This is a genomic window from Pantoea sp. Ap-870, from assembly GCF_011752515.1.
In the GTDB taxonomy this organism is placed as follows: Bacteria; Pseudomonadota; Gammaproteobacteria; order Enterobacterales; family Enterobacteriaceae; genus Pantoea; species Pantoea dispersa.
On sequence record NZ_VWXG01000001.1, the window covers coordinates 67,854 to 89,788 of the forward strand.

Annotated in this window: 22 protein-coding genes; 13 read left to right on the top strand and 9 right to left on the bottom strand. The window is 59.5% G+C overall.

Annotated features, from left to right (window positions below; all coding sequences use genetic code 11):
* Positions 1-58 precede the first annotated feature (58 nt).
* The 3 genes from F3J41_RS00330 to dbpA all read right to left on the bottom strand — a co-directional run bounded on the left by F3J41_RS00330 (position 59) and on the right by dbpA (position 4,893).
* Complete coding sequence (locus F3J41_RS00330) at positions 59-1,615, bottom strand: methyl-accepting chemotaxis protein (RefSeq protein WP_141496671.1); 1,557 nt, start codon at positions 1,613-1,615, stop codon at positions 59-61.
* Between the two features lie 794 nt (positions 1,616-2,409).
* Complete coding sequence (locus F3J41_RS00335) at positions 2,410-3,372, bottom strand: chemotaxis protein (RefSeq protein ID WP_021507259.1); 963 nt, start codon at positions 3,370-3,372, stop codon at positions 2,410-2,412.
* Positions 3,373-3,513: 141 nt separating this feature from the next.
* Positions 3,514-4,893 (bottom strand): ATP-dependent RNA helicase DbpA, encoded by a 1,380-nt coding sequence (gene dbpA / locus F3J41_RS00340; RefSeq protein ID WP_159377459.1) that lies wholly within the window; start codon positions 4,891-4,893, stop codon positions 3,514-3,516.
* A gap of 391 nt (positions 4,894-5,284) precedes the next feature.
* Here dbpA and F3J41_RS00345 point away from each other — a divergent pair, with 391 nt between their 5' ends.
* Positions 5,285-5,482 (top strand): hypothetical protein, encoded by a 198-nt coding sequence (locus F3J41_RS00345; protein WP_010618157.1) that lies wholly within the window; start codon positions 5,285-5,287, stop codon positions 5,480-5,482.
* A 109-nt stretch (positions 5,483-5,591) separates the two neighbouring features.
* Here F3J41_RS00345 and F3J41_RS00350 read toward each other — a convergent pair whose 3' ends face one another.
* Both F3J41_RS00350 and F3J41_RS00355 read right to left on the bottom strand, forming a co-directional pair.
* Positions 5,592-6,953 (bottom strand): amidohydrolase family protein, encoded by a 1,362-nt coding sequence (locus tag F3J41_RS00350; RefSeq protein WP_166709656.1) that lies wholly within the window; start codon positions 6,951-6,953, stop codon positions 5,592-5,594.
* 89 nt (positions 6,954-7,042) lie between these two features.
* Complete coding sequence (locus tag F3J41_RS00355; RefSeq protein WP_031279666.1) at positions 7,043-7,903, bottom strand: LysR family transcriptional regulator; 861 nt, start codon at positions 7,901-7,903, stop codon at positions 7,043-7,045.
* Positions 7,904-7,990: 87 nt separating this feature from the next.
* On the opposite strand from F3J41_RS00355, the gene F3J41_RS00360 reads away from it, so the two are divergent.
* The 6 genes from F3J41_RS00360 (at position 7,991) to yniD (ending at position 13,690) form a co-directional block, all read left to right on the top strand.
* Positions 7,991-9,163: a cyanate transporter gene (locus F3J41_RS00360; RefSeq protein ID WP_150058515.1), complete on the top strand. Its 1,173-nt coding sequence runs from the start codon at positions 7,991-7,993 to the stop codon at positions 9,161-9,163.
* A 227-nt stretch (positions 9,164-9,390) separates the two neighbouring features.
* Positions 9,391-11,040, top strand: a complete 1,650-nt coding sequence (gene lldP, locus F3J41_RS00365) for an L-lactate permease (RefSeq protein ID WP_166709658.1) — start codon at positions 9,391-9,393, stop codon at positions 11,038-11,040.
* Complete coding sequence (gene lldR / locus F3J41_RS00370; RefSeq protein WP_058775192.1) at positions 11,037-11,822, top strand: transcriptional regulator LldR; 786 nt, start codon at positions 11,037-11,039, stop codon at positions 11,820-11,822. Before lldP ends, lldR begins: the two co-directional genes overlap by 4 nt.
* On the top strand, positions 11,822-13,012 hold the full coding sequence (lldD, locus tag F3J41_RS00375) for an FMN-dependent L-lactate dehydrogenase LldD (protein WP_088516211.1): 1,191 nt from the start codon (positions 11,822-11,824) through the stop codon (positions 13,010-13,012). Before lldR ends, lldD begins: the two co-directional genes overlap by 1 nt.
* Positions 13,013-13,074: 62 nt before the next feature.
* Positions 13,075-13,503 carry an OsmC family protein gene (locus F3J41_RS00380; protein ID WP_021313986.1) on the top strand — a complete coding sequence of 143 codons (429 nt, stop codon included), beginning with the start codon at positions 13,075-13,077 and terminating at the stop codon, positions 13,501-13,503.
* 79 nt (positions 13,504-13,582) lie between these two features.
* Positions 13,583-13,690 carry a small membrane protein YniD gene (gene yniD / locus F3J41_RS23365; RefSeq protein WP_021507251.1) on the top strand — a complete coding sequence of 36 codons (108 nt, stop codon included), beginning with the start codon at positions 13,583-13,585 and terminating at the stop codon, positions 13,688-13,690.
* Between the two features lie 111 nt (positions 13,691-13,801).
* Here yniD and F3J41_RS00385 read toward each other — a convergent pair whose 3' ends face one another.
* Positions 13,802-14,041 (bottom strand): hypothetical protein, encoded by a 240-nt coding sequence (locus F3J41_RS00385; RefSeq protein ID WP_021507249.1) that lies wholly within the window; start codon positions 14,039-14,041, stop codon positions 13,802-13,804.
* A 111-nt stretch (positions 14,042-14,152) separates the two neighbouring features.
* The gene (locus F3J41_RS00390; protein ID WP_166709607.1) at positions 14,153-14,476 is read right to left on the bottom strand and encodes a hypothetical protein; all 324 of its coding nucleotides are present in this window, start codon (positions 14,474-14,476) and stop codon (positions 14,153-14,155) included.
* A 58-nt stretch (positions 14,477-14,534) separates the two neighbouring features.
* On the opposite strand from F3J41_RS00390, the gene F3J41_RS00395 reads away from it, so the two are divergent.
* The 5 genes from F3J41_RS00395 (at position 14,535) to F3J41_RS00415 (ending at position 18,408) form a co-directional block, all read left to right on the top strand.
* Positions 14,535-14,720 (top strand): hypothetical protein, encoded by a 186-nt coding sequence (locus tag F3J41_RS00395; protein ID WP_021507248.1) that lies wholly within the window; start codon positions 14,535-14,537, stop codon positions 14,718-14,720.
* A gap of 208 nt (positions 14,721-14,928) precedes the next feature.
* Positions 14,929-15,237 carry a PTS sugar transporter subunit IIB gene (locus F3J41_RS00400; protein ID WP_031279665.1) on the top strand — a complete coding sequence of 103 codons (309 nt, stop codon included), beginning with the start codon at positions 14,929-14,931 and terminating at the stop codon, positions 15,235-15,237.
* Between the two features lie 88 nt (positions 15,238-15,325).
* A complete protein-coding gene (locus F3J41_RS00405) occupies positions 15,326-16,642 on the top strand; it encodes a PTS sugar transporter subunit IIC (protein WP_021507246.1) in 1,317 nt (438 codons plus the stop codon).
* The gene (locus tag F3J41_RS00410; protein ID WP_010618140.1) at positions 16,642-16,956 is read left to right on the top strand and encodes a PTS lactose/cellobiose transporter subunit IIA; all 315 of its coding nucleotides are present in this window, start codon (positions 16,642-16,644) and stop codon (positions 16,954-16,956) included. The genes F3J41_RS00405 and F3J41_RS00410 overlap by 1 nt, the downstream gene beginning before the upstream one ends.
* A gap of 12 nt (positions 16,957-16,968) precedes the next feature.
* The gene (locus F3J41_RS00415; protein ID WP_166709660.1) at positions 16,969-18,408 is read left to right on the top strand and encodes a glycoside hydrolase family 1 protein; all 1,440 of its coding nucleotides are present in this window, start codon (positions 16,969-16,971) and stop codon (positions 18,406-18,408) included.
* Positions 18,409-18,459: 51 nt separating this feature from the next.
* On the opposite strand, the gene F3J41_RS00420 is transcribed toward F3J41_RS00415, so the two are convergent.
* The gene (locus tag F3J41_RS00420; RefSeq protein ID WP_021507244.1) at positions 18,460-19,839 is read right to left on the bottom strand and encodes an NAD-dependent succinate-semialdehyde dehydrogenase; all 1,380 of its coding nucleotides are present in this window, start codon (positions 19,837-19,839) and stop codon (positions 18,460-18,462) included.
* A 152-nt stretch (positions 19,840-19,991) separates the two neighbouring features.
* On the opposite strand from F3J41_RS00420, the gene F3J41_RS00425 reads away from it, so the two are divergent.
* Positions 19,992-20,876 (top strand): LysR substrate-binding domain-containing protein, encoded by an 885-nt coding sequence (locus F3J41_RS00425; protein WP_166709662.1) that lies wholly within the window; start codon positions 19,992-19,994, stop codon positions 20,874-20,876.
* On the opposite strand, the gene F3J41_RS00430 is transcribed toward F3J41_RS00425, so the two are convergent.
* Complete coding sequence (locus tag F3J41_RS00430) at positions 20,871-21,890, bottom strand: LacI family DNA-binding transcriptional regulator (protein WP_166710228.1); 1,020 nt, start codon at positions 21,888-21,890, stop codon at positions 20,871-20,873. The genes F3J41_RS00425 and F3J41_RS00430 overlap by 6 nt on opposite strands.
* Between the last annotated feature and the right edge of the window lie 45 nt (positions 21,891-21,935).

Consider the following 21,935-nt stretch of genomic DNA (forward strand, 5'->3'; position numbering starts at 1 on the left):
ACAACGCTTGCGACACTGAACGGCCCCGTCTGACGCATGCAGATCGGGGCTGTCTGTTTTAAACCGCAGCGGTTTTAAACACGCTCATCGACTGCGCCAGACGATCGGCCTGCTCCTGCAGCGCCTGAGACGCAGCGGACGCTTCCTGCACCAGCGCGGCGTTCTGCTGCGTCACCGCTTCCATCTGCGTAATGGCCTGATTGATTTCACTGATGCCGCTGCTCTGTTCGCTGCTGGCGATGGTGATTTCGCTCATGATCTCCGCCACGCTGCTTACGCTATTGACGACCTCACCAATGGTCGAACCGGCGTGCGTCACCAGACGGCTGCCTTCATCCACCTTCGCCACTGAGTCTTCAATCAGCACTTTGATCTCTTTCGCCGCGGAGGCAGAGCGCTGCGCCAGGTTACGCACTTCGGTGGCGACGACGGCAAATCCGCGACCCTGTTCACCGGCGCGCGCCGCTTCGACCGCAGCATTGAGCGACAGGATGTTGGTCTGGAAGGCGATAGAGTCAATCACGCTGATGATGTCGACAATCTTCTTCGAGGAGAGGGCAATCGCCTCCATCTTCACAATCACCTGCTCCATCACTTCCCCGCCTTCTTTGGCGACGCCGGAGGTTTTCGCCACCAGCGAGTTGGCTTCGCGCGCATTGTCGGCGTTGTGCTTCACGGTAGCGGTCATCTGCTCCATCGCGGACGCCGTCTCTTCCAGCGAGCTGGCCTGCTGTTCAGTGCGCGAAGAGAGATCGATGTTGCCGCTGGAGATCTGGTTGGACGCTACGGCGATGGTGTCGGATCCGGCGCGTACGTCGGAAACAATGGTCAGCAGGTTATCGTTCATTGCCTGCAGAGCCTGCATCAGCGCGCCCGTTTCATCTTTGCTGCGTATTTCAATGCGCGAGCTGAGATCGCCGGCAGCCACTTTGCTGGCGATGGTCACCGCTTCATTCAGCGGATGCACAATTGAACGGGTCAGCAGCCAGCCCATCACCACGGCAGCGAGAATGGCGAGCGCGGAGAACACCAGCGTGACTTCAATCGCCGTGGTGCCATCGTCGATAATGCTGGCGCCTTCCTGCTGGAGCTGCGAGGACTGGGAATCAGCAAACGCCACCGCCAGGTCGAGGTAGGCATTCTGCACGGCGGTAATTTTTTTCAGCACGTAGTAGCTGGCGTCATCGGCTTTACCGGCCCGCACCAGATCCAGCACCTCATTTTTCTGCTGTTCAAACTGCTGACTGGCAGCCAGCAGGCTGGCAATTTTCTTCTTGCCCACGGCGGTAATCTGAATCGCTTCGATCTTCTTCATCGCCGCGTTGGTACGGGCGGTGGCGTCTGCCAGCTGCTGAAAGCGCTGCACGTTGAACTGCGGTCGGGTGGTATCGATGACGATGCCACGCAGGTATTTGATCTGATCGTTGACGCCATCGCGCACGTCAAAGCCGAGCCGCACTTTTACATAGCGATCTTCCACAATCGAGGTAATGCCGCTCTTGATGTTGTTGATCTTCATGATTGAGGTGATACCAATCACCACCAGTAGTGCCACCACTAAACCAAAGGCGATGCCCAGGCGGACGCCGACCTTCATATTCTTTAAGCTCAACATTGGATCTCCCCGCAATGCCAAAATGCTGTTGTATTAAAACGGAAACGCAGACGACGGGTCTGCAATATGTCGATGATGTATAAAGGAAAGATTTTTTGCCATTGCGACGAGACGGGTCTGGCGCCACCAGCGCAGGCGCTAAAGTTATCGGTTGCTAATGTTTTAACTTTAATTTTTTAGGGATTTGTCACAAAACGGTTAAGAGGGCTTAAGGTTGATTAATCACTGGTCGTAATTAGCTGGCGTCACGGCCTGTGCCGGTGCGCAAAATTGCGCACCCTACAAAAACGCGCAGAGGCGGATGGGATATCTGCATTATCCCGTCGCACAAACCGTAGCGGCGCGATTCATCGCGCATTTCATTTCCCGCACCGTGGGGAATGCGCAAAAAATCGCGCCGCTACCACCCGTGCAGTTATCAGGGCATCACATGGAAGGAATATCAGTTACCCGTACGGTTATCAGCGGCATCTTATGAAAGGAATATCTGCGCGATACGTCGCGCCATCATGATTCATTGCGAATGTGATATCTGCATTATCCCGTCGCACAAACCGTAGCGGCGCGATTCATCGCGCATTTCATTTCCCGCACCATGGCGGAATGCGCAATAAACTGCACCCTGCAAAAAACACGCAGAGGCCCTGTAGGGTCACCATTCATGGTGACCTCAGACGATTAATAGATCAGTAAGACAGGATAAATACGCCGTTACGGTAACGCTGCTGAAGGCTGGCGAGCGGGCACAAAAAAGGCGCGAATATCGCGCCTGAGGGGAAAATCGGGGCAAGCGCTTAGCGCTTCTTCTCCAGCACGCGATAAATCACACTGGAAAGCTCGTTGATTTCAAACTTAGCGACGTAACCGTCAGCGCCCACTTTGCGCACGTGATCTTCGTTGGCGCTACCTGACAGCGAGGAATGAATCACCACCGGAATCTGCCGCAGCGCGTCGTCGCGCTTGATGTTGCGCGTCAGGGTAAAGCCGTCCATCTCCGGCATTTCGAGGTCGGTCAGCACCAGCGCGATTTTGTCGTGAATCGACTCGCCGTTAGCCTGCGCTTCTTTCTGCATCTCGCTGATTTTAATCCACGCTTCAAGCCCGGTATTGTGCATGATGGCCGGAATGCCCATGCTTTTCAGCCCCTGTTCCAGCAGCTGACGCGCCACTTTGGAGTCTTCAGCAACAATCGCTACCTGGCCGGGTTTAAGGTTGAAATTCTTCGCCGTCTCTTCGCTCGGCTCAACACCACGCACCGACGGAATGATGTCATACAGAATCTGCTCGACGTCGAGCACCAGCGCCAGATTGTTGCTCTGACCGTCGGTGTCCAGACAGGCGATGCTGGTGATGTTACGGCTGCCGATGCCCGCTTCCGCCGTGTGCACCTGATTCCAGTCGAGACGCACAATGTTCTCCACCGATTCCACGGCAAATGCCTGGGTGCTGCGCGCGTATTCGGTCACCAGCAGCAGGTTGAGGCCGGTTTCCGGTTTGCAGCCGGTTACGGCCGGCAGGTCGATCACCGGAATAAACTGGCCGCGAATGCTGGCCATGCCGAGCAGCGGTGAATTCATGCCGGCGGCGCGGGTAATCGTCGGCATCGGCACAATTTCACGCAGTTTAAATACGTTGATGCCGTACAGCTCAGACTTGCCTTTCAGCCGATCGGAACCCAGCCGGAACAGCAGCAGTTCGAATTTGTTAGAAAGCGCAAGGTTGGCGCGTTCATCGATCTCTTTCTGAAAATTATCCATTGTGGCCTCGGGGCAGAATCTGGGCGGAGTAAAGGGCAGGGCAATAGCGCCATGATTAACTTATCGGCAGCGGAGGAAAAAAATGAAGGGAAGGGCGATGAAAATTTAGCGTAAGGGCGATCGCCCTCACGCTCACGACAGTTACTTCAGCAGAATCGCGCGCACGCTTTTGCCTTTGATCTTGCCCTCTTTCAGCTTGATCAGTGCTTTCTTCGCCTGTGCGGCGTCGATGGCGACATACGCATGGGTCGGGGTGAGATCGATTTTACCGATCTGATCGCCGCTGAAACCGGCTTCACCGGTCAGGGCGCCCAGAATATCGCCGGGACGCATCTTGGCTTTACGCCCACCGTCAATGCACAGCGTCATCATTGCCGCCGGCAGCGGCTGTGCGCCTTTGCCTTTCAGCGTGCTGGCCGGCTGCCAGTTGAGCTTCTGCTGCAGGTAATCTTCCAGCGCATGGGCGCGCACCATTTCGTCAGCCGCCACAAAGCTGACCGCCAGCCCCTGTTCGCCGGCGCGGCCGGTACGGCCAATACGGTGGATGTGCACTTCCGGATCCCACGCCAGCTGGAAGTTAACCACCAGCGCCAGCGATTTAATGTCGAGGCCGCGCGCGGCGACGTCGGTGGCGATCAGCACGCGGATGCTGCCGTTGGCAAAGCGAATCAGCACGCGTTCGCGATCGCGCTGTTCCAGATCGCCGTGCAGCGCCAGCGCGCTGATCTGGCGATCGTTGAGCGCGGCCGCAATCTCATCACATTCCCGTTTGGTGTTACAGAACACCACGCAGGAAGCCGGTTGCTGCTGGCTGAGCAGAGCGCTGAGCAGATTGATACGCTCGCTGGCGCTGGTTTCAATAAACTGCTGCTCAATCGCTGGCAGTTCCGACTGCGCTTCGGTCGCTACTGCCAGCGCATCGCGCTGAAAGCGCTGACTCAGGCTGGCAATGGTATCGGGCCAGGTGGCGGAGAACAGCAGCGTCTGACGCGAATCCGGCGTAAAGCCAATGATGGCTTCCATATCGTCGCGGAAACCCATCTCCAGCATGCGATCGGCTTCGTCCAGCACCAGGCTCTGCAACTGACTTAAATCGAGATTGTCACGCTTGAGATGATCGAGGATGCGCCCCGGCGTGCCGACCACAATATGCGGCGCATGCACCAGCGAATCGCGCTGCGCGCTCATTGGCTGGCCGCCGCACAGCGTCAGGATCTTGATGTTGCGGGTGAAGCGCGCCAGCTGACGCAGCACGTTGCTGACCTGGTCGGCCAGTTCACGCGTCGGGCACAGCACCAGCGCCTGGGTATGAAAACGCCCGCTGTCGATGCGGTTCAGCACGCCAATACCGAAGGCGGCGGTTTTACCGCTGCCGGTTTGCGCCTGCGCCCGCACATCGCGTCCGCTAAGGATGGCCGGCAGGGAAGCGGCCTGAATCGGCGTCATGGCGTCGAAGCCCATCTCGCGCAGGTTGTCGAGCTGGCTGGCAGGCAGTTGCGTCAGGGTAGAAAAAGCAGTCACAGGAGCATCTCAGGTAGTAGCAGGAATAGCGGCGGCCAGTCTGGCAGAAAGGCGGCCTATCGGCAACGGCAATTACGGTAATAATCACGCAGAGAAATTAGTCAGCCGTTGCGCTTTGTCAGGTCAATGATGAGGTGCAACTATCGCAAAGTTTTAATGAATGTTTCGAATTTCACACGAGGCAGCACGAACGGTAAAAACGCTTTTTCGAGGGAAAAAATGATATTAGCCGCAGCGATACGGCATTATCGCGGCACGTTGCGGTGATTTTCAGTGATATTTCGCTTATATGTTACGCGTTATGCGGAAAATCTGAGTAAAAATCCTAACCGCTTTGCTTTATATTTAGCGCGCCATTTGGCAATTAATAATTACTTCAGAGGTCACCTCATTGAGTCACTATGTCCAGGGACAAAACGAAGACGTTCTGAAAATCGTCGGCCGCGCCGTGCTAACGCTGCATCTGCATGGAGAGACGTTATCCTCCGATAAAGTCAGCTCCATGATTGCCTGTTATGCGGAAGAAGAGCCTGTTAATGACGATGAGCACCAGCGCCTGTATGCGCTGGCGATTCAGATGTTGTCTTAAATCCAGCATTATCATCGGGCTTGCCGCGCCGGTGTCATCTTCCAAAGCCTCCTGCGGGAGGCTTTTTTGTGGCCGGAACTGGCGTGCTGATGCTGGCTGCAATGCGCCTTCAGGCGCTGAATACCGGCGTGCCGCGCTGGAACGTAGCGCGCACCGGCGCAATGCGCGCCACGGCTTCCGCCGAGCAGCTGGCGTCGACCAGCATCATACTGGCTTCATCCTGCAGCTGCGGCCACTGGCGCTCACCGCTATTGGCGAGCGGCAGAATGCCGCCGGTGGCGATATGCAGCGCGCGGCTCAGGCCAAACTCATCCGATCCGCGATACAGCTGGGCATACAGATTGGCTTTCTCCAGCATGCTGCCGGTGCCGAATGGCGACCAGTGATCGATCACGCTGTCGGTGCCGGTCATCACCGTCACGCCCGCCGCCTGCAACTGCGGCAGTGGCATCGTCAGTTTGCCGATCGGAATCGTCGACGCCACGCTCATCTGCTGTTCGGCCATGCCGGCGATAATTTCATCCAGCGCCTTACCTTCCAGCGTGGCGAGCGCGAAACCGTGGCTCAGCGTCACTTTGCCTTTCAGCTGCGGGTTACGGGCGATGGTGGCGATCATGTACTGAATGGCTGCCACGCCGGCGGCGCTGGTCTCATGCAGATGAATGTCCACGCCGCGATCGTAATCGAGCGCGATGCGGAACATCGCATCAAGCGAAGCCTGCATGGCACCATCCACGTTGGTGGGATCCAGCCCACCGACATACTGCACGCCGAGCTGCATCGCCTCACGCATCAGACCATCGACCTGCGAATGCAGCAAACCATGCTGCGGAAAGGCGACGATCTCACAGCGAAACGCCGGATGGTTGGCCAGCGCCAGCTGCAGATGTTCGAGACTTTTCAGGCCACTGACTGGATCGATGTTGCAGTGGCTGCGCGCTTCGGTGCTGCCTTTGCTTTGCAGCAGGCCAATCAGCGCTTCGGCGCGCGCCTGCGAGGTTGGCAACAGCTGGGGAATCAGCACCTGCTCGCGCGCAATCATATCCATGATGGTCTTGCCCTGCCGCGGGCGCGGTGCCTGCCACGGTCCGCCGTAGAAGGTTTTATCCAGATGGATATGCATGTCCCGCGTGCGCGGCAGCAGCAGCGCACCGCCGGCATCCCACTGCGGCACGGCAGGCTGGCGCGCCTGGCCGGCGGCGCTAATGGCGCTGAACTTGCCTTCTTTAATGGTGATGTCGTACAGCGCGGTGCGGGTGGCGACTATCTCCGCGCCGTCGCGCTCAAATCCCTCTTCGAGGCGCACATTCAGCAGCTGATAGTGCGCCACGGCAGGCGGCGGTGTGGACGAGACCGGTGGTGTGTCGGGGCGGGCGGCGCTGCTCATGCCAGCCATCATCAGGCTGCCTGCGGCAGTAAGGCGCACGCCGTGGCTAAGGAAATCACGTCGGCTGGAAGCGGTCAGAGGCATCGGAAACTCCAGGCAAAAGGAAAAAACCTAATCTGGCAAAACCGACGCCGCCGCGCTGCGATATTTCCCACTGCCTGGCAGTGGAAAAATCACTGCCACTGTAGCTGGCAGAATTGCACCAGCGCAGCGGCCAGTGCCTGTTGTAGCGCATCCTGCGGCTTACGGCAGAACAGCGCCAGCTCGAAATGGCTGATCACCGGTAAACCCTCAGCGCTGCCCAGCACGCGGTGACCGGGCAGGCGGCAGCTGGCGGGCAGCAGCGTCAGGCCGAGACCAGCGGCGCTGGCGCTGGCGAGGGCCACCAGGCTGGCGCTGCTGTAGCTGATGCGCCAGCTGCGGCCGAGCGCATCCAGCGTCTGACACATCTCTTCGCGATACAGCCCCTGCTGCGGAAACACCACCAGCGGCAGCGGCGTCTGGTCAAAGCAGGGATGTTCAGCACTGTCCAGCCACAGCAGCGGCTCGGGCCGGGCGGCCAGCGGGCGATCGCCGCCCGGCTGCTTGATCAGCATCAGATCCAGCTCTTCACGCTGCCATGCGCGATGCAAATCGACGTACATGCCGCTCATCACGTCAAGACGCAGCTGCGGATGCTGTCGGCTGAATCCGGCCAGCAGGCTGGCGGTCGGGGCGGCAAAATCCTCCGGCACACCAATGCGCACAATGCCGTCGCGCCACTTATCGCTCAGCACATCGTGCGCTTCGCCGTTAAGGGCGATGATGCGCCGCGCGTAGCCGAGCAATTTTTCTCCCTCTTCGGTCAGCGCCACCTGATGTGAGGTGCGCTGTAACAGCGCTTTACCCACCATCTCTTCCAGTCGCCGTACCTGCTGACTGACCGTCGACTGCGACAGGTGCACACGCTCGGCGGCGCGGGTAAAGCTGGCGGTCTCGCACACCGCCACAAAGCTCAATAGCTGCTGCGGCGTAAACATTGGCTGACGATTCATTTATCCACTGCCCATCATGGTGTTATTTCATTTCCAAATAGTACTGTCTGCTGCGATGCTGACAACCTTTTCACTGCAGGATGGGTTATGAACCGACATGCCAATACGTTAACGCTGGCTGCGCTGGTGCTGGCAGGGCTGAACATGCGCCCGCTGCTGACCTCGGTCAGTCCGCTGCTGGGCCAGCTGCGCCACAGCCTGCATCTGTCAGGGCTGGCCGCCTCGCTGCTGCCGGCGGTGCCGATGGTGATGATGGGCGCGGTGGCGCTGTTCAGCGCCAGGCTGATGCAGCGCGTGGCCTTAAAGCCCTTACTGCTGGCCGGGCTGACGCTGCTGCTGCTGGCGCTGGCGGCGCGCGGCGTAATCGACAGCGGCAGCGGGCTGGTGCTCAGCGCACTGTTTGCTGGCATCGGCGTCGGCGTGGTGCAGATGGCGATGCCGGGACTGATTCGACAGCGTTTTAGCCGGCGCAGCGCGGCGGTCACCGGGCTGTGGGCGGGCGCGCTAATGGGCGGCGGCGGACTGGGCGCTGCGCTGTCGCCGTGGCTCAGCGCGCAGCTTGACGTACCGCTGGCGCTCAGCGGCTGGGCGCTGCCGGTGCTGCTGGCTATCCTGCTGTGGCTACTGGTGCGCGTGCCTGCCGCGCCGGATGCCGCGCAGGTAACGCTGCCGCCGCTGTGGCGTAAGCCGCGCGCCTGGTCGCTGGCGCTGAGCTTTGGCCTGGTCAACGGCGGCTATGCCACCTGCGTGGCCTGGCTGCCGGATGCGTATCACCGGCTGGGCTGGTCGGCGCAGGCCGGCGGCTCGCTGCTGGGCGTGATGATTCTGAGCCAGGTTGCCGGCGCGCTGCTGATGCCGCTGCTGGCGCGCGGTGCCGATCGCCGTCCGCAGCTGATTGTCAGTCTGCTGTGTCAGCTGGCCGGGATGAGCGGGTTTCTTTTTGCGCCGCTGCTGGCGCCGTGGCTGTGGGCCGCCATCGCCGGCTTCGGTCTCGGTGCCGCGTTCCCGCTGGCGATGGTGCTGGCGCTCGATCATCTGCCGCAGCCGCAGGCAGGCGCGCGGCTGGTGGCCTTCATGCAGGGCGCAGGATTCATCATCGCCGGCTGCATGCCGTTTATTGCCGGTCAGCTGCAGGTGCTCACCCACAGCTTTGCCAGCGTCTGGCTGATGCAGGGCGTCGTGACGCTGGGGCTGATCGGGCTCAATCTGCGCTTTCACCCGCGCAGCTATGCACGCGCCTTTGGTTCTGCTGCATGCTAACTGGTCCTACCAATGTTATAAAAATGTAGCCACATGGTCACATAACACGAAAAATCACGCCTGCCGCGTTGCTTTGGGTTAACAATGCATTAACTATCTGGAGCCAGAAAGCCCGTCAGCCGCAATGTGGTCCTACCAATTGTGGTGCGGAACCGGGCAACAATCTGCGGCGCACGCCTGCTTTTGCCGATGCGCCGCATCCCTCTGGTGACCTCTGGAGAAACGGCATGCAGGTGTGGCAACAAAACTACGATCCGCTCAACAATTTGTGGCTATCCAGCCTGGTGGCGGTGATCCCGATTGTTTTTTTCTTCTTCGCGCTGATTAAGCTCAAGCTGAAGGGCTATCAGGCCGGTACGATCACCGTGGTGCTGGCGCTGCTGGTGGCGCTGTTGCTGTACGGCATGCCGGTGCCCCAGGCGCTGGCGTCGGTGGCGTATGGTTTTTTATACGGCCTGTGGCCGATTGCCTGGATCATCGTGGCGGCGGTGTTTGTCTACAAGATCTCGGTGAAAACCGGCCAGTTCGATATCATTCGCGCCTCGATTCTCTCCATCACGCCAGACCAGCGTTTGCAGATGCTGATCGTCGGCTTTTCGTTTGGCGCGTTTTTAGAGGGCGCGGCAGGCTTTGGGGCACCGGTGGCGATCACCGCCGCACTGCTGGTCGGGCTGGGCTTTAATCCGCTCTATGCCGCCGGCCTGTGCCTGATCGTCAATACCGCGCCGGTGGCATTCGGCGCGATGGGGATTCCGATCATCGTCGCCGGTCAGGTCACCGGGCTGGACAGCTTCCAGATTGGCCAGATGGCGGGACGCCAGTTGCCGTTTCTCACCCTCATCGTGCTGTTCTGGATCATGGCGATCATGGATGGCTGGCGCGGCATCAAAGAGACCTGGCCGGCGGTGATGGTGGCCGGCGGCTCGTTTGCCATCGCCCAGTACCTCAGCTCTAACTTCCTTGGCCCGGAGCTGCCGGACATTATTTCGTCGCTGGCTTCGCTGATCTGCCTGACGCTGTTTCTGCGCCGCTGGCAGCCGGTGCGCATCTTCCGCTTTAAAGAGCCCGCGCCAGAGACTGCGCCCTCAGGGACGCAACGCTACACGCTGGCGCAGATTGTGCGTGCCTGGATGCCGTTCCTGTTCCTTACCGCGACCGTTACGCTGTGGAGTATTCCGCCGTTTAAAGCGCTGTTCGCTAAGGGCGGCGCGCTGTATGAGTGGGTGTTTAGCGTGCCGGTGCCGCTGCTGCACGAGCTGGTGGCACGCATGCCGCCGGTGGTGAGCGCAGCAACGCCGTATGCGGCGCTGTTCAAATTTGACGTGGTTTCCGCTACCGGCACTGCGATTTTGCTGGCGGCGGTGATTTCGGTGATTTTCCTGCGCATGAAGCCGGCGGCGGCGCTGCGCACCTTTGGCGAAACCCTGAAGGAGCTGGCGCTGCCGATCTACTCCATCGGCATGGTGCTGGCCTTTGCGTTCATCTCAAACTATTCCGGGCTGTCGGCCACGCTGGCCCTGGCGCTGGCGCACACCGGTCAGGCCTTCACCTTCTTCTCGCCGTTCCTCGGCTGGCTGGGCGTCTTTCTGACCGGCTCCGATACCTCTTCCAACGCGCTGTTCGCCGCGCTGCAGGCGACCACCGCGCAGCAGATTGGTGTGTCGGATGTGCTGCTGGTGGCTGCCAATACCACCGGTGGCGTCACCGGTAAAATGATTTCGCCGCAGTCGATCGCCATCGCCTGCGCCGCCGTGGGGCTGGTGGGGCGCGAGTCCGATCTGTTCCGGTTTACCGTTAAACACAGCCTGATTTTTACCTGTATGGTCGGCGTGATCACCACACTGCAGGCGTATGTCTTTACCTGGATGATTCCATGACTGAACCCACACCGCGGCTGGCGGATACGCTGCGCGCGCGTCTTAGCGCCTGGATTGAAGAGCATCAGCTGAAACCCGGCATGCGTTTACCTTCGGAGCGTGCGCTGGCCGCCCGCTTCGGTGCGTCGCGCTCGTCGGTGCGTGAGGCCATCCAGCAGCTGATCAGCAGTGGCGTGCTGATCAGTAAACGCGGCGGTGGCACCTGGCTGTGCGAGCCGCAGGAGCCGTGGTCAGAACAGCGCATCGTCGAGCCGATTCGCCAGCTGCTGGCCGCCGATCCTGACTACCGCTGGGATATTCTTGAGGCGCGCCACGCGATTGAGGCCAGCACCGCCTGGCACGCCGCGCAGCGCGCCACCGAGGCGGATAAAGAGCGGCTGCGCTATGCCTTTGACGCGCTGATACAAATGAACGACTGCGACGATCCCGAACTGGCCGCGCAGGCGGATCTGCGCTTCCACCTCGCCATTGCCGAAGCCTCGCATAATCTGGTGCTGCTGCAGACCATGCGCGGATTTTTCGATCTGCTGCAATCCTCCGTGCTGCACAGCCGCCAGCGTATGTACACCCAGCCGGTGATTTTTAACCAGCTCAACGCCCAGCATCAGGCGATGTTCGATGCGGTGATGGCGGGCGACGCCGACGCGGCGCGCCAGGCGGCGATGGATCACCTCGGCTTTGTTCACACCACCATGAAAACGCTGCATGAAGACGAAGCGCGCCAGGCCCGCATCACGCGGTTACCGGGCGCCACGCAGGTTACCCGTAAGGAAGACAACTGATGATTATTTCTGCTGCCAGTGACTATCGCGCCGCGGCGCAACGTATCCTGCCGCCATTCCTGTTTCACTATCTGGACGGCGGGGCCTACGCAGAACATACCCTGAAGCGCAACGTGGCCGATCTCTCTGACGTGGCGCTGCGTCAGCGCGTGCTGAAAAACATGGCTGAGCTGAGTCTGGAAACGCGGCTGTTTAATGAAACATTGTCGATGCCGGTGGCGCTGGCGCCGGTCGGCCTGTGCGGCATGTACGCGCGACGCGGTGAAGTGCAGGCGGCGCGTGCGGCAGCCAATCGCGGCATTCCGTTTACCCTGTCGACGGTGTCGCTGTGCCCGATAGAAGAGGTGGCACCGGCGATTAACCGTCCGATGTGGTTTCAGTTGTATGTGCTGCGCGATCGCGGCTTTATGCGCAACGCGCTGGAGCGGGCCAAAGCGGCAGGCTGCTCGACGCTGGTGTTCACCGTCGATATGCCGACGCCGGGCGCGCGCTACCGCGATGCGCACTCCGGCATGAGCGGCCCGCATGCCGCGCTGCGCCGTTACTGGCAGGCGGTCACCCATCCGCAGTGGGCGTGGGACGTCGGGCTGCACGGGCGTCCGCACGATCTCGGCAATATCTCCACGTACCTCGGTAACCCTACCGGACTGGAAGATTATATCGGCTGGCTGGCGAAAAATTTCGACCCGTCGATCTCGTGGCAGGATCTGGAGTGGATTCGCGAATTCTGGGAAGGGCCGATGGTGATCAAAGGCATTCTCGACCCGGAAGATGCGCGCGATGCGGTGCGTTTTGGCGCCGATGGCATCGTGGTCTCCAACCACGGCGGACGTCAGCTGGATGGCGTGCTGTCGTCGGCGCGCGCGCTGCCGGCCATCGCCGACGCGGTAAAGGGCGACATCACCATTCTGGCCGACAGCGGCATTCGTAACGGGCTGGATGTGGTGCGCATGATCGCGCTGGGGGCTGACAGCGTGCTGCTGGGACGCGCGTTTATCTATGCGCTGGCGACGCACGGCCAGCGCGGCGTGGAGAATCTGCTGAGTCTGGTTGAGAAAGAGATGAGGGTGGCGATGACGCTGACCGGCGCGAAAACCATTGCGGACATCACGCAGGATTCGCTGGTGCAGGCGAATGCGCTGCTGAGCGAAGCCGGACTCAGCCCGGCGCGCCCACACGCGGTGCGCTAAGCCAGGCAAAGCGCCGGCTCTTGTCTATACTGAATAGCTGTCTGACTAACAGGAGGAATGACATGACCATTCATAAGAAAGGATCGGCCCATTGGGAAGGCGACATCAAAGGCAAAGGTACGGTTAGCACTGAAAGCGGCGTGCTCAGCAACCAGCCATACGGTTTTAACACCCGTTTTGAAGGCGAGAAGGGCACCAATCCGGAAGAGCTGATTGGCGCGGCACACGCCGCCTGCTTCTCCATGGCGCTGTCGCTGATGCTGGGCCAGGCCGGTCATCCACCGAAAAGCATCGACACCACCGCCGATGTTTCACTGGACAAAAAGGGCGACGGCTTCGCCATCACCAAAATTGCCCTCAACAGCACCATTGCGCTGCCGGGCATCGATGATGCCAAATTCGATGAAATCATTCAGAAAGCCAAAGCCGGCTGCCCGGTGTCTCAGGTGCTGAATGCCGAAATCACCCTCGACTATACGCTGAATAATTAATCGCCCTCACGGGTGACCAGCGGTAGACTATGCGATGCGCCTGCGGGCGCATCGTTGCTTTCTGCTGTCTGGAGGAGACGTGGCAAAAAAACTGGCTGCGACAAAACACTGGAAGATGATTGTGGTGTTGCTGTGCATCTGCGGCGCGCTGATGCTGATTCGCTGGGCGGCGATGATATGGGGCTAAAGGATTGGATATGCCGCCACAAGCTCGGGGTGCTGGTGATGATTATTCTGGTGCTGGAACTGGTGCACTACCTGCTGACGGCCTCGTGGCTGCCGTGGCAATTCTGACGCCTCAGGCATATTCGCCGTCATGCTCATGCTGGCGCAGATTGCGCACGCTGCTGCGCGCAATGCGGTAGGCCTTGCGCGGATCGCCCGCAACAAATTCAAAGGTGGGCGAATAGTAAAACGGCAGCCAGCCGCCGAAGCCGCTCTCCCACTCCCAGCGCACCGGACAGGGCCAGAGAATGCCGTCATACAAAATGTAATAAACCCAGCGTCCGTTGGGACGACGGGGGCGAGTTTTTTTCATGGGATTCACAACTGTAATAGTGTAAAGCAGCTTATATTTTGAACGCTGCGGGCCCAGGTTGCAATGCCGTCTGGCTGTTTTTTATGCAATTGATGACGCACTGGCACCGAATTAACGGTGCACTTCCCCACAAAGCAGCACCACGTTCGGCCGGACTTTATGGATGCGATCGGCCATCTGTTCGCAGGCCACTTTCGTGGGGTAAATCCGCTCCGACACCGGCAGGGCATCACAGGCATCGTGGCCGCAGGCGCTCACTAACAAGACAAAACCAATCAACATAACCGACTCCTTCTGCACCATTCCCGTGGTACGGAATGCGTGGCTGTGTGTTCCTTTTTTTGATCCAGTATAGCTAAACGCCTCAGGCGTCAATGAACAGCCTGAGCGGCTTTTTTGTCCGAACAGGATGATGATAACCAGCGCCACGCCCATTAGCAGCACAATCTGGGCTAAACTGTGCGGCACTGACAACAATAAGGAGTGATATCTGATGTCTCATGAAATTGCCCATCCGGCCAGCAGCCCAAAACAGGCCGCCCTGCAACTGGTCATCGAACTGGTGCGCGCCGGTAAACTGAGCCCGCTGCACGGCGATGCTTCCAATATGATCTCCATCTACGAGCAGTTCAAGGCACACTTCGAAGCCGACAAGCAAAAAGATTCCGCCATCTCCTGACGTTCTGCCCCCGGTGGCGCGCTGTGTCTGGCCGCGCCACTGTTCCCCGACTTTCACATAATCTCTTCCGTTTATTATTGCATCCCGATTAAATTTGCAGCGCGCTTTTTGATATTTCTCACAGATCCGTAACGCAAATCTGAAACCGGTTGCAGAAAATCTTTAGCACGGGTATTCGTTAATTAAACCCCACACTGAGGATTGAATGATGCCAAAGATTCTACTCTGCTGCGCCGCCGGGATGTCCACCAGCATGGTGGTGCAGAAAATGGAGAAGGCCGCCAAAGAGAAGGGCGTCGAGGTTGAGATAAAAGCCGTTGGCATTGAAGAGTTTAACGATCAGATCGCGAACTTTGACTGTTGCCTGCTCGGGCCGCAGATTAAATACAAACTGGCGGACTTCCAGCCGCTGGCGCAGCAGCTAAATAAGCCTATCACTGTGATTAATAGCATGGATTACGGCATGATGAATGGCGCGAAAATATTAGATGATTCGCTAAAGCTGATTCACGCCTGACGATTGTTACGAAAATAAAATAATTGCTTACGCCTGTGCGCTATTGCACAGGCTTATTCTGTTGTTGCCTGATGCAAGGAGCTCGCCGATGAGCAGCATAAGCGAATCGTTATTTGGTGTGATTGAAAACCGCATCAGCCCGCTGGCCGGACGCCTCTCCAGCCAGCGCCATGTGATCGCCATCCGCGATGGATTTATCGCCTCGATGCCGTTTCTGATTGTGGGCTCGTTTATGCTGCTGTTTGCCCATCCGCCGTTCTCAGCTGACAGCTCATGGGCGTTTGCCCAGTGGTGGCTCGGTATGGTGCGCGCGCATGAAGCGCAAATCATGATGCCGTATAACATGACCATGGGCATCATGGCGCTGTATATCGCCAGCGCCATCGCCTATAACCTGGCGAACAGCTACAAGATGAACGGCTTTATGGCGGCCAGCCTGGCGCTGATGGCGTTTCTGGTGGTGGCAGCGCCCCAGAGCAACGGCACGCTGCCGGTTGGCTCACTCGGCGGCGAGGGCATTTTCACCGCGATTCTGGTGGCGCTGTTCGCCACTGAGCTGATGCACTTCCTGCAAAAGCACAACATCGGCTTTAAGCTGCCGGAGCAGGTGCCGCCCAAAATTCGTCAGTCGTTCGATCTGCTGATCCCGATCATCGCCATCTTCATCACGCTGTTTCCGCTCAGCCTGTGGGTGCAGGCGCAGTTTGGCCTGCTGCTGCCGCAGGCGATCATGGCGCTGTTCGCACCGATTATCTCCGCCTCGGATTCGTTACCGGCGGTGCTGGTGGCGGTGCTGCTGTGTCACATGCTGTGGTTCGCCGGCATTCACGGTGCGGTGATTGTCGGCGGCATTCTGCAGGCGTTCTGGCTGACTAACCTTGGCCTCAACCAGCAGGCGCTCAACGCCGGTGAGCCGATCACGCACGTGTTTATCGAGCCGTTCTGGCAGTTTTTCATCGTTATTGGCGGCTCCGGTTCCACCATGGGGCTGGTGCTGCTCTACCTGCGCAGCCGCTCGGCGCACCTGCGCTCGATTGGCAAGCTGAGCATTGTGCCCAGCATGTTCAACATCAACGAGCCGGTCATCTTCGGTTCGCCGGTGGTGATGAACCCGATTCTGTTCATTCCGTTTATCTGCGCGCCGTTAGTCAACGCCACGCTCGCCTGGACAGCCACCAAAACCCACCTGATTAACCACGTGGTGTCGCTGGCCCCCTGGACCACGCCGGCACCGATCGGGGCGGCCTGGTCGACCGGCTGGGACTGGCGCGTCATCGTGCTGATTGCCGTGCTGGTAACCATCGCCACGCTGATTTACTACCCGTTTTTCAAAATTTATGAGCGGCAACTGCTGCAGCAGGAGCTTGAGCAGGCTGCCGCAGCGCAACCGGTTAAGGAGGCATGATGGAAATTGATGAGAGCACGGTCATGGAACTGATTATTCAGGCGGGAGAAGCGCGCTCCTGCTCGATGGAAGCGCTGCGCGCGGCGCGGCGCAAAGAGTGGCCACGCGCCGATGCGTTGCTGAGCGAAGCCAGCGAGGCGGCCAGAGCCGCGCACCGTATCCAGACCGAATTGATTGGTGCCGACGAAGGCTGCGGCAAAATTCCGGTCAATCTGATCATGGTACATGCGCAGGATCACCTGATGAACGCCATGCTGTGCCGCGAACTGGCGGAAGAGATCATCCAGCTGCGGCGCGAGCTGGCTGCGGACTAACAAGGAGGCAGTATGCAACATCCTAACCCCGGTGCGTTTCCGCACGGCTTTCTGTGGGGCGCTTCAACCTCGGCGTATCAGGTTGAGGGTGCCTGGAACGAAGACGGCAAAGGGCCGTCGGTGATCGATAAAGGCCATTTTCCTGAGGGGATGACGGATTTCACCGTCACCAGCGATCACTATCATCGCTTCCGGGAAGATATCGCGCTGCTGGCGGAGCTTGGCCTGAAAACCTATCGATTCTCCATCGCCTGGAGCCGCATCTATCCGCATGGAGACGGCGAGCTGAATCCGGCGGGCATTGCGTTTTATCAGCAGCTGATTGATGAAATTTGCCGCCACGGCATTGAGCCACTGGTCACGCTCTATCACTTCGACCTGCCGTGGGCGCTGCAGCAGGATGGCGGCTGGTCAAACCGGCGCACCGTGGCCGCCTTTGAGCGCTTCGCCATCACCTGTTTCGAGCACTATGGTGACCGGGTGAAATACTGGCTGACCATCAATGAACAGAACATGATGATCCTCAAAGGCGAGGTGATTGGCACGCTGCCGGCCGGCACGGTGGATGCGCAGAAGACGCTGTATCAGCAGAATCACCATATGATGCTGGCGCAGGCCAAAGCGATGATTGCCTGTCACCAGCGCTTGCCGCAGGCCAAAATTGGCCCGGCACCGAACATCTCCTGTATCTATGCCGCCAGCGCCAGACCGGAAGATGTGCTGGCCGCCGATAACTTTTCAGCGATCCGCAACTGGCTCTACCTCGACCTGGCGGTACACGGCCATTACAACAACGTGGTGTGGGCGTTTCTGCAGCAGCGCGGCTGGCTGCCGCACATTGAGGCGGAGGATATGGCGACCATCGCCGCCGGCCAGCCGGACTTTATCGCCTTCAACTATTATGCATCGGCCACCGTCAGTGCTGACATGCCTGAGGTCGCGCGCGGTGAGCTGAACAGTAAGCAGCAGGCCGACCAGCAGATGGCCGGCATCGACAAATCAGTGTACGTCGGCTGCAACAATCCGCATCTGCAGCAGAATCAGTTTGGCTGGTATATCGATCCGGTCGGTTTCCGCATTACCGCGCGCGAGATCTACGCGCGCTATCGCCTGCCGCTGATTGTGACAGAAAACGGTCTCGGTGCGTTCGACACGCTGGAGGCGGGCAACAAAGTGTATGACGACTATCGCATCGCCTATCTGCGTGAGCATATCGCCCAGCTGCGGCTGGCAATTGCCGATGGCGTCGAGCTGTTTGGCTACTGTCCGTGGTCGGCCATCGATCTGGTCAGCACCCATCAGGGCATCAGCAAACGTTACGGCTTTATCTACGTTAACCGCGATGAACACGATCTGCGCGATCTGGCGCGCTATCGCAAGAAGAGCTTTTTCTGGTATCAGCAGTTGATCCGCAATAACGGCGCACAGCCTGATGCGGAGGTGGAATACTAACGCGCGGTGCGGCGGCATCCCGGCTGGGTCGCCGCCGCGCCAGCAGCGTGATTAGCGGTGTTGTCCCGCCATCAGCACATATTTTACCTGCACATACTCTTCAATACCGTAATGGCCGCCCTCACGGCCGTAGCCGGAGTGCTTGATACCGCCAAACGGCACTGATGCCGTACCGACTGAGCCGGAATTGAGGATCACCATGCCGGCTTCTAGTTTTTTCGACAGGCGGAAAGCACGGCCAACGTCCCGCGTCCACGCATAGGCCACCAGACCGTATTCGGTGTCGTTAGCGCAGCGAATCACCTGCTCTTCATCACTGAAACGGTACAGGGCAAACACCGGTCCGAAAATCTCGGTGTTGTGCACGGCAAACGAGGCGTCCAGATCGCACAGGATGGTCGGCTCATAGAACAACCCGCCCTTCGCGTGTGGCTTGCCGCCGAGGCGCAGCGTCGCCCCCTGTGCAACCGCATCGTCCACCAGCGCGGTGACTTTATCGAGCGCCATGCGGTTAATCAGCGGGCCAACCACAAATTCCTGCTGCATACCCTGATCGACACGGATCTCACTGACTGTTTTCACCAGTTGCTGCACAAAGGCATCGTAAATCGCGTCATGCACAAAGATGCGGTTAGGCGAAATACACACCTGGCCGGAGTTACGCAGTTTGGCGCTGACCAGCCCGGCCACGCTCTCTTCCAGCGGGCTGTCGGCGAACACGATAAACGGCGCGTTGCCGCCCAGCTCCATGGTCATCTTTTTCAGCGTGGCCCCGCACTGCTGCGCCAGCAGTTTGCCGACGCGGGTAGATCCCGTGAAGGAGATTTTATGGATGCGCGTATCGCTGGTAAAAGCTTCGCCGATGGCTTGCGGATCGCCGGTCACCATCTCAAACACGCCAGCGGGAATACCGGCCTGACGTGCATACTCCAGCAGTTTATACGCGGTAAGCGGCGTCTCTTCTGCCGGTTTGATGATCATGGTGCAGCCTGCGGCCAGCGCGGTAGCGATTTTGCGGGTGATCATCATAAACGGGAAGTTCCACGGTGTGATGGCCGCGGTCGGGCCGACCGGCTCTTTTACTACCAGCACGGAGGCGTTAGCATCGTGCGACGGCAGGGTATCACCGTTGACGCGTTTGGCCTCTTCCGCATACCACTCAATAAAGCCGAGACCGTACTCGATTTCGCCCAGCGCTTCGCTCAGGCATTTGCCGTTCTCCCTGACCATCAGTTCAGCAAACAGGTGCTTATCGGCGCGTACCAGATCGTACCAGCCGCGCAACAGGTCGCTGCGCTGTTTCGCGCTTTTTGCCGCCCATGCCGGAAACGCGGCACAGGTGCGATCGATAGCGGCCGCGACCTCGTCGTGGCGCATGAACGGTGCTTCGCCGACGAGGCTGCCGTCGGCAGGATTGGTGACTTTAATCATTCCAGTGTGCTCCAGCGTCAGAATCAATGTGACAACCTGGCAGTCAGCGTTATTGGGCTGGCTGCCGCTGTGCAGAAATGATGCGCGTCTGGCCTTTTCGCCACAATCGATTAAAATTGCTCCATCATTGAGAAAAACTGAACGGTTAACTGATGCGTGATTTGCCACCCCTGAATGCCTTGCTGGCGTTTGAATATGTCGCCCGTAGCGGCAGCGTGCGGGCAGCGGCTGATGGCCTGTCGGTGACGCCAGGCGCGGTGAGTCGTCAGATTCGTCTGCTGGAAGAGTACTTTGGCACGGCGCTGTTTCAGCGTCAGGGGCGCGGGCTGGTACTGACGCTGCCCGGCAATGCCTATTTTCTGCAAATCAGCCAGCACCTCGACGGTATTCGCCAGGCGAGCGCCACGCTGCAGCGCAATGCCGGCCGCACGGTCATCCGGCTGCACTCCTTCACCACCTTCGCCACCCGCTGGCTTATTCCGCGGCTGGCACTGTTTCAGCTGGCGCATCCGGCGATTGACGTGCGCCTGACGACCGCGTCGGAATGGGACGATACGGTGGATTGCGACGCGGCGATTCGGCTTGGTGACGGTACGTGGCCGCAGCAGCACGTCACGCCGCTGGTGAAAAACGTGCTGGTGCCGGTGTGTCGTCCGACGGCTGACCGGCGCGCCAGCATGCATCTGGCCGGGTTGGCGCAGCATACCCTGCTGCTGGTGCGCGGACGTCCTGATGACTGGCAGCGCTGGTGCGAAGCATTTGGCGTGGAAATGGACGCGCTGCCGCACCGGCGGCAGATGGAAAGTTCGGCGCTGGCCTATCAGGCCGCTATTGAAGGGCAGGGGATTGCGCTGGCGCAGCGCGTGCTGGTGGAAGCGGAGCTGAAGGCGGGCACGCTGATCGCCATGGAGGATTACCAGCTGGACTGTGGCCGGCACACCTATTACCTGGTGCGCCCGCAGGAGAGCGTTAAGGCTGCTACGCTACAGCAGCTGGAGCAGTGGCTGGTCACGCAGGATGCCGGCGAGGCGTTATGAGCAGCGAAACGGTCCATCGGCCACGGAAGCGCGCTCAATCAGCCGTCCGCTGAACGGCGGCAAAGGCGCAATCGCTTCGCCCTCCAGCATCGCCACCAGCTGCGCCAGCGTGTGCTGAATCATCTCCGCCACCGGCACATGAACCGTCGTGAGCGGCGGCAGGAAAAATTCGGCCATGCGAATATCATCAAAGCCCATCAGCGATACATCCTGCGGCAGCCGTTTGCCCGCCGCATTCAGCGCCAGCGCGGCACCAATCGCCATATCGTCATTGCTGGCCATCAGCGCGCTGAACGGTACGCCGGCACTCAGCAGCTGGCGTGCCGCCGCCTGACCGCTCTCCGGCGTCCACGCGCCCGGCAGTACGCGCGCCGCGTCATACGGCAGCTGATGGTCGGCCAGCGCCTGCTGATAGCCAGCCAGACGCGCGGCGGCGGTGGGCGATCCCGCCAGTCCGGTGATAAACGCAATGTCATGGTGACCGCGCGCAATCAGGTAGTTCACCGCATCACGGGTATTTTGCTGGTGCGAAGCCCAGACGCAGTTCGCCGCGTGCTGCGTCAGACGGCGGTTAACCACCATGATTGGGATATCGTGCTGGTCGATGATCGCTTCCAGCGCGGCGGTGTCGAGAAAACGCGGGTAGATAATGATGGCGTCGCAGCGCAGATCGAGCAGAAACTCGATTGCCGCGCGCTCATCGTCAGCGCTGGTTTTGCCATCGGCGAGGATCAGCTGGCGGCCATAGTTATTGGTCAGCGTGGCCGTCTGGTACAGCAGCTCGCTGAAATAGGGGCCGTTAAACAGCGAATGGGTGACGATCAGGCCGATATTCTGCGATTTTTGCGTCGCCAGACTGCGCGCCAGCAGATTCGGGCGGTAGCCTGTTTCCTCTATCGCCTGAAACACTTTCTGCTGCGTGGATTTGCTCACATAGCGGTTGCCCGCCAGCACGCGCGACACGGTGGCTTTAGAAACGCCCGCTTTGCGGGCCACATCCAGCATAGTAATCATCAGCGCTTCGACCATCATTCCTGCAGGCTAAAAAGCGATAGTACC

What these genes read in the sequence shown, in the direction of transcription:
- F3J41_RS00420 (WP_021507244.1), bottom strand. Translation starts at nt 19,839, where the DNA reads ATGATTAAAGTCACCAATCCTGCCGACGGCAGCCTCGTCGGCGAAGCA.
- lldR (WP_058775192.1), top strand. Translation starts at nt 11,037, where the DNA reads ATGACTGAACCCACACCGCGGCTGGCGGATACGCTGCGCGCGCGTCTT.
- lldD (WP_088516211.1), top strand. Translation starts at nt 11,822, where the DNA reads ATGATTATTTCTGCTGCCAGTGACTATCGCGCCGCGGCGCAACGTATC.
- F3J41_RS00400 (WP_031279665.1), top strand. Translation starts at nt 14,929, where the DNA reads ATGCCAAAGATTCTACTCTGCTGCGCCGCCGGGATGTCCACCAGCATG.
- F3J41_RS00395 (WP_021507248.1), top strand. Translation starts at nt 14,535, where the DNA reads ATGTCTCATGAAATTGCCCATCCGGCCAGCAGCCCAAAACAGGCCGCC.
- F3J41_RS00425 (WP_166709662.1), top strand. Translation starts at nt 19,992, where the DNA reads ATGCGTGATTTGCCACCCCTGAATGCCTTGCTGGCGTTTGAATATGTC.
- F3J41_RS00360 (WP_150058515.1), top strand. Translation starts at nt 7,991, where the DNA reads ATGAACCGACATGCCAATACGTTAACGCTGGCTGCGCTGGTGCTGGCA.
- F3J41_RS00405 (WP_021507246.1), top strand. Translation starts at nt 15,326, where the DNA reads ATGAGCAGCATAAGCGAATCGTTATTTGGTGTGATTGAAAACCGCATC.
- F3J41_RS00355 (WP_031279666.1), bottom strand. Translation starts at nt 7,903, where the DNA reads ATGAATCGTCAGCCAATGTTTACGCCGCAGCAGCTATTGAGCTTTGTG.
- F3J41_RS00410 (WP_010618140.1), top strand. Translation starts at nt 16,642, where the DNA reads ATGGAAATTGATGAGAGCACGGTCATGGAACTGATTATTCAGGCGGGA.
- lldP (WP_166709658.1), top strand. Translation starts at nt 9,391, where the DNA reads ATGCAGGTGTGGCAACAAAACTACGATCCGCTCAACAATTTGTGGCTA.
- F3J41_RS00350 (WP_166709656.1), bottom strand. Translation starts at nt 6,953, where the DNA reads ATGCCTCTGACCGCTTCCAGCCGACGTGATTTCCTTAGCCACGGCGTG.
- F3J41_RS00390 (WP_166709607.1), bottom strand. Translation starts at nt 14,476, where the DNA reads ATGGGCGTGGCGCTGGTTATCATCATCCTGTTCGGACAAAAAAGCCGC.
- F3J41_RS00380 (WP_021313986.1), top strand. Translation starts at nt 13,075, where the DNA reads ATGACCATTCATAAGAAAGGATCGGCCCATTGGGAAGGCGACATCAAA.
- F3J41_RS00430 (WP_166710228.1), bottom strand. Translation starts at nt 21,890, where the DNA reads ATGATTACTATGCTGGATGTGGCCCGCAAAGCGGGCGTTTCTAAAGCC.
- F3J41_RS00330 (WP_141496671.1), bottom strand. Translation starts at nt 1,615, where the DNA reads ATGTTGAGCTTAAAGAATATGAAGGTCGGCGTCCGCCTGGGCATCGCC.
- F3J41_RS00385 (WP_021507249.1), bottom strand. Translation starts at nt 14,041, where the DNA reads ATGAAAAAAACTCGCCCCCGTCGTCCCAACGGACGCTGGGTTTATTAC.
- F3J41_RS00415 (WP_166709660.1), top strand. Translation starts at nt 16,969, where the DNA reads ATGCAACATCCTAACCCCGGTGCGTTTCCGCACGGCTTTCTGTGGGGC.
- F3J41_RS00335 (WP_021507259.1), bottom strand. Translation starts at nt 3,372, where the DNA reads ATGGATAATTTTCAGAAAGAGATCGATGAACGCGCCAACCTTGCGCTT.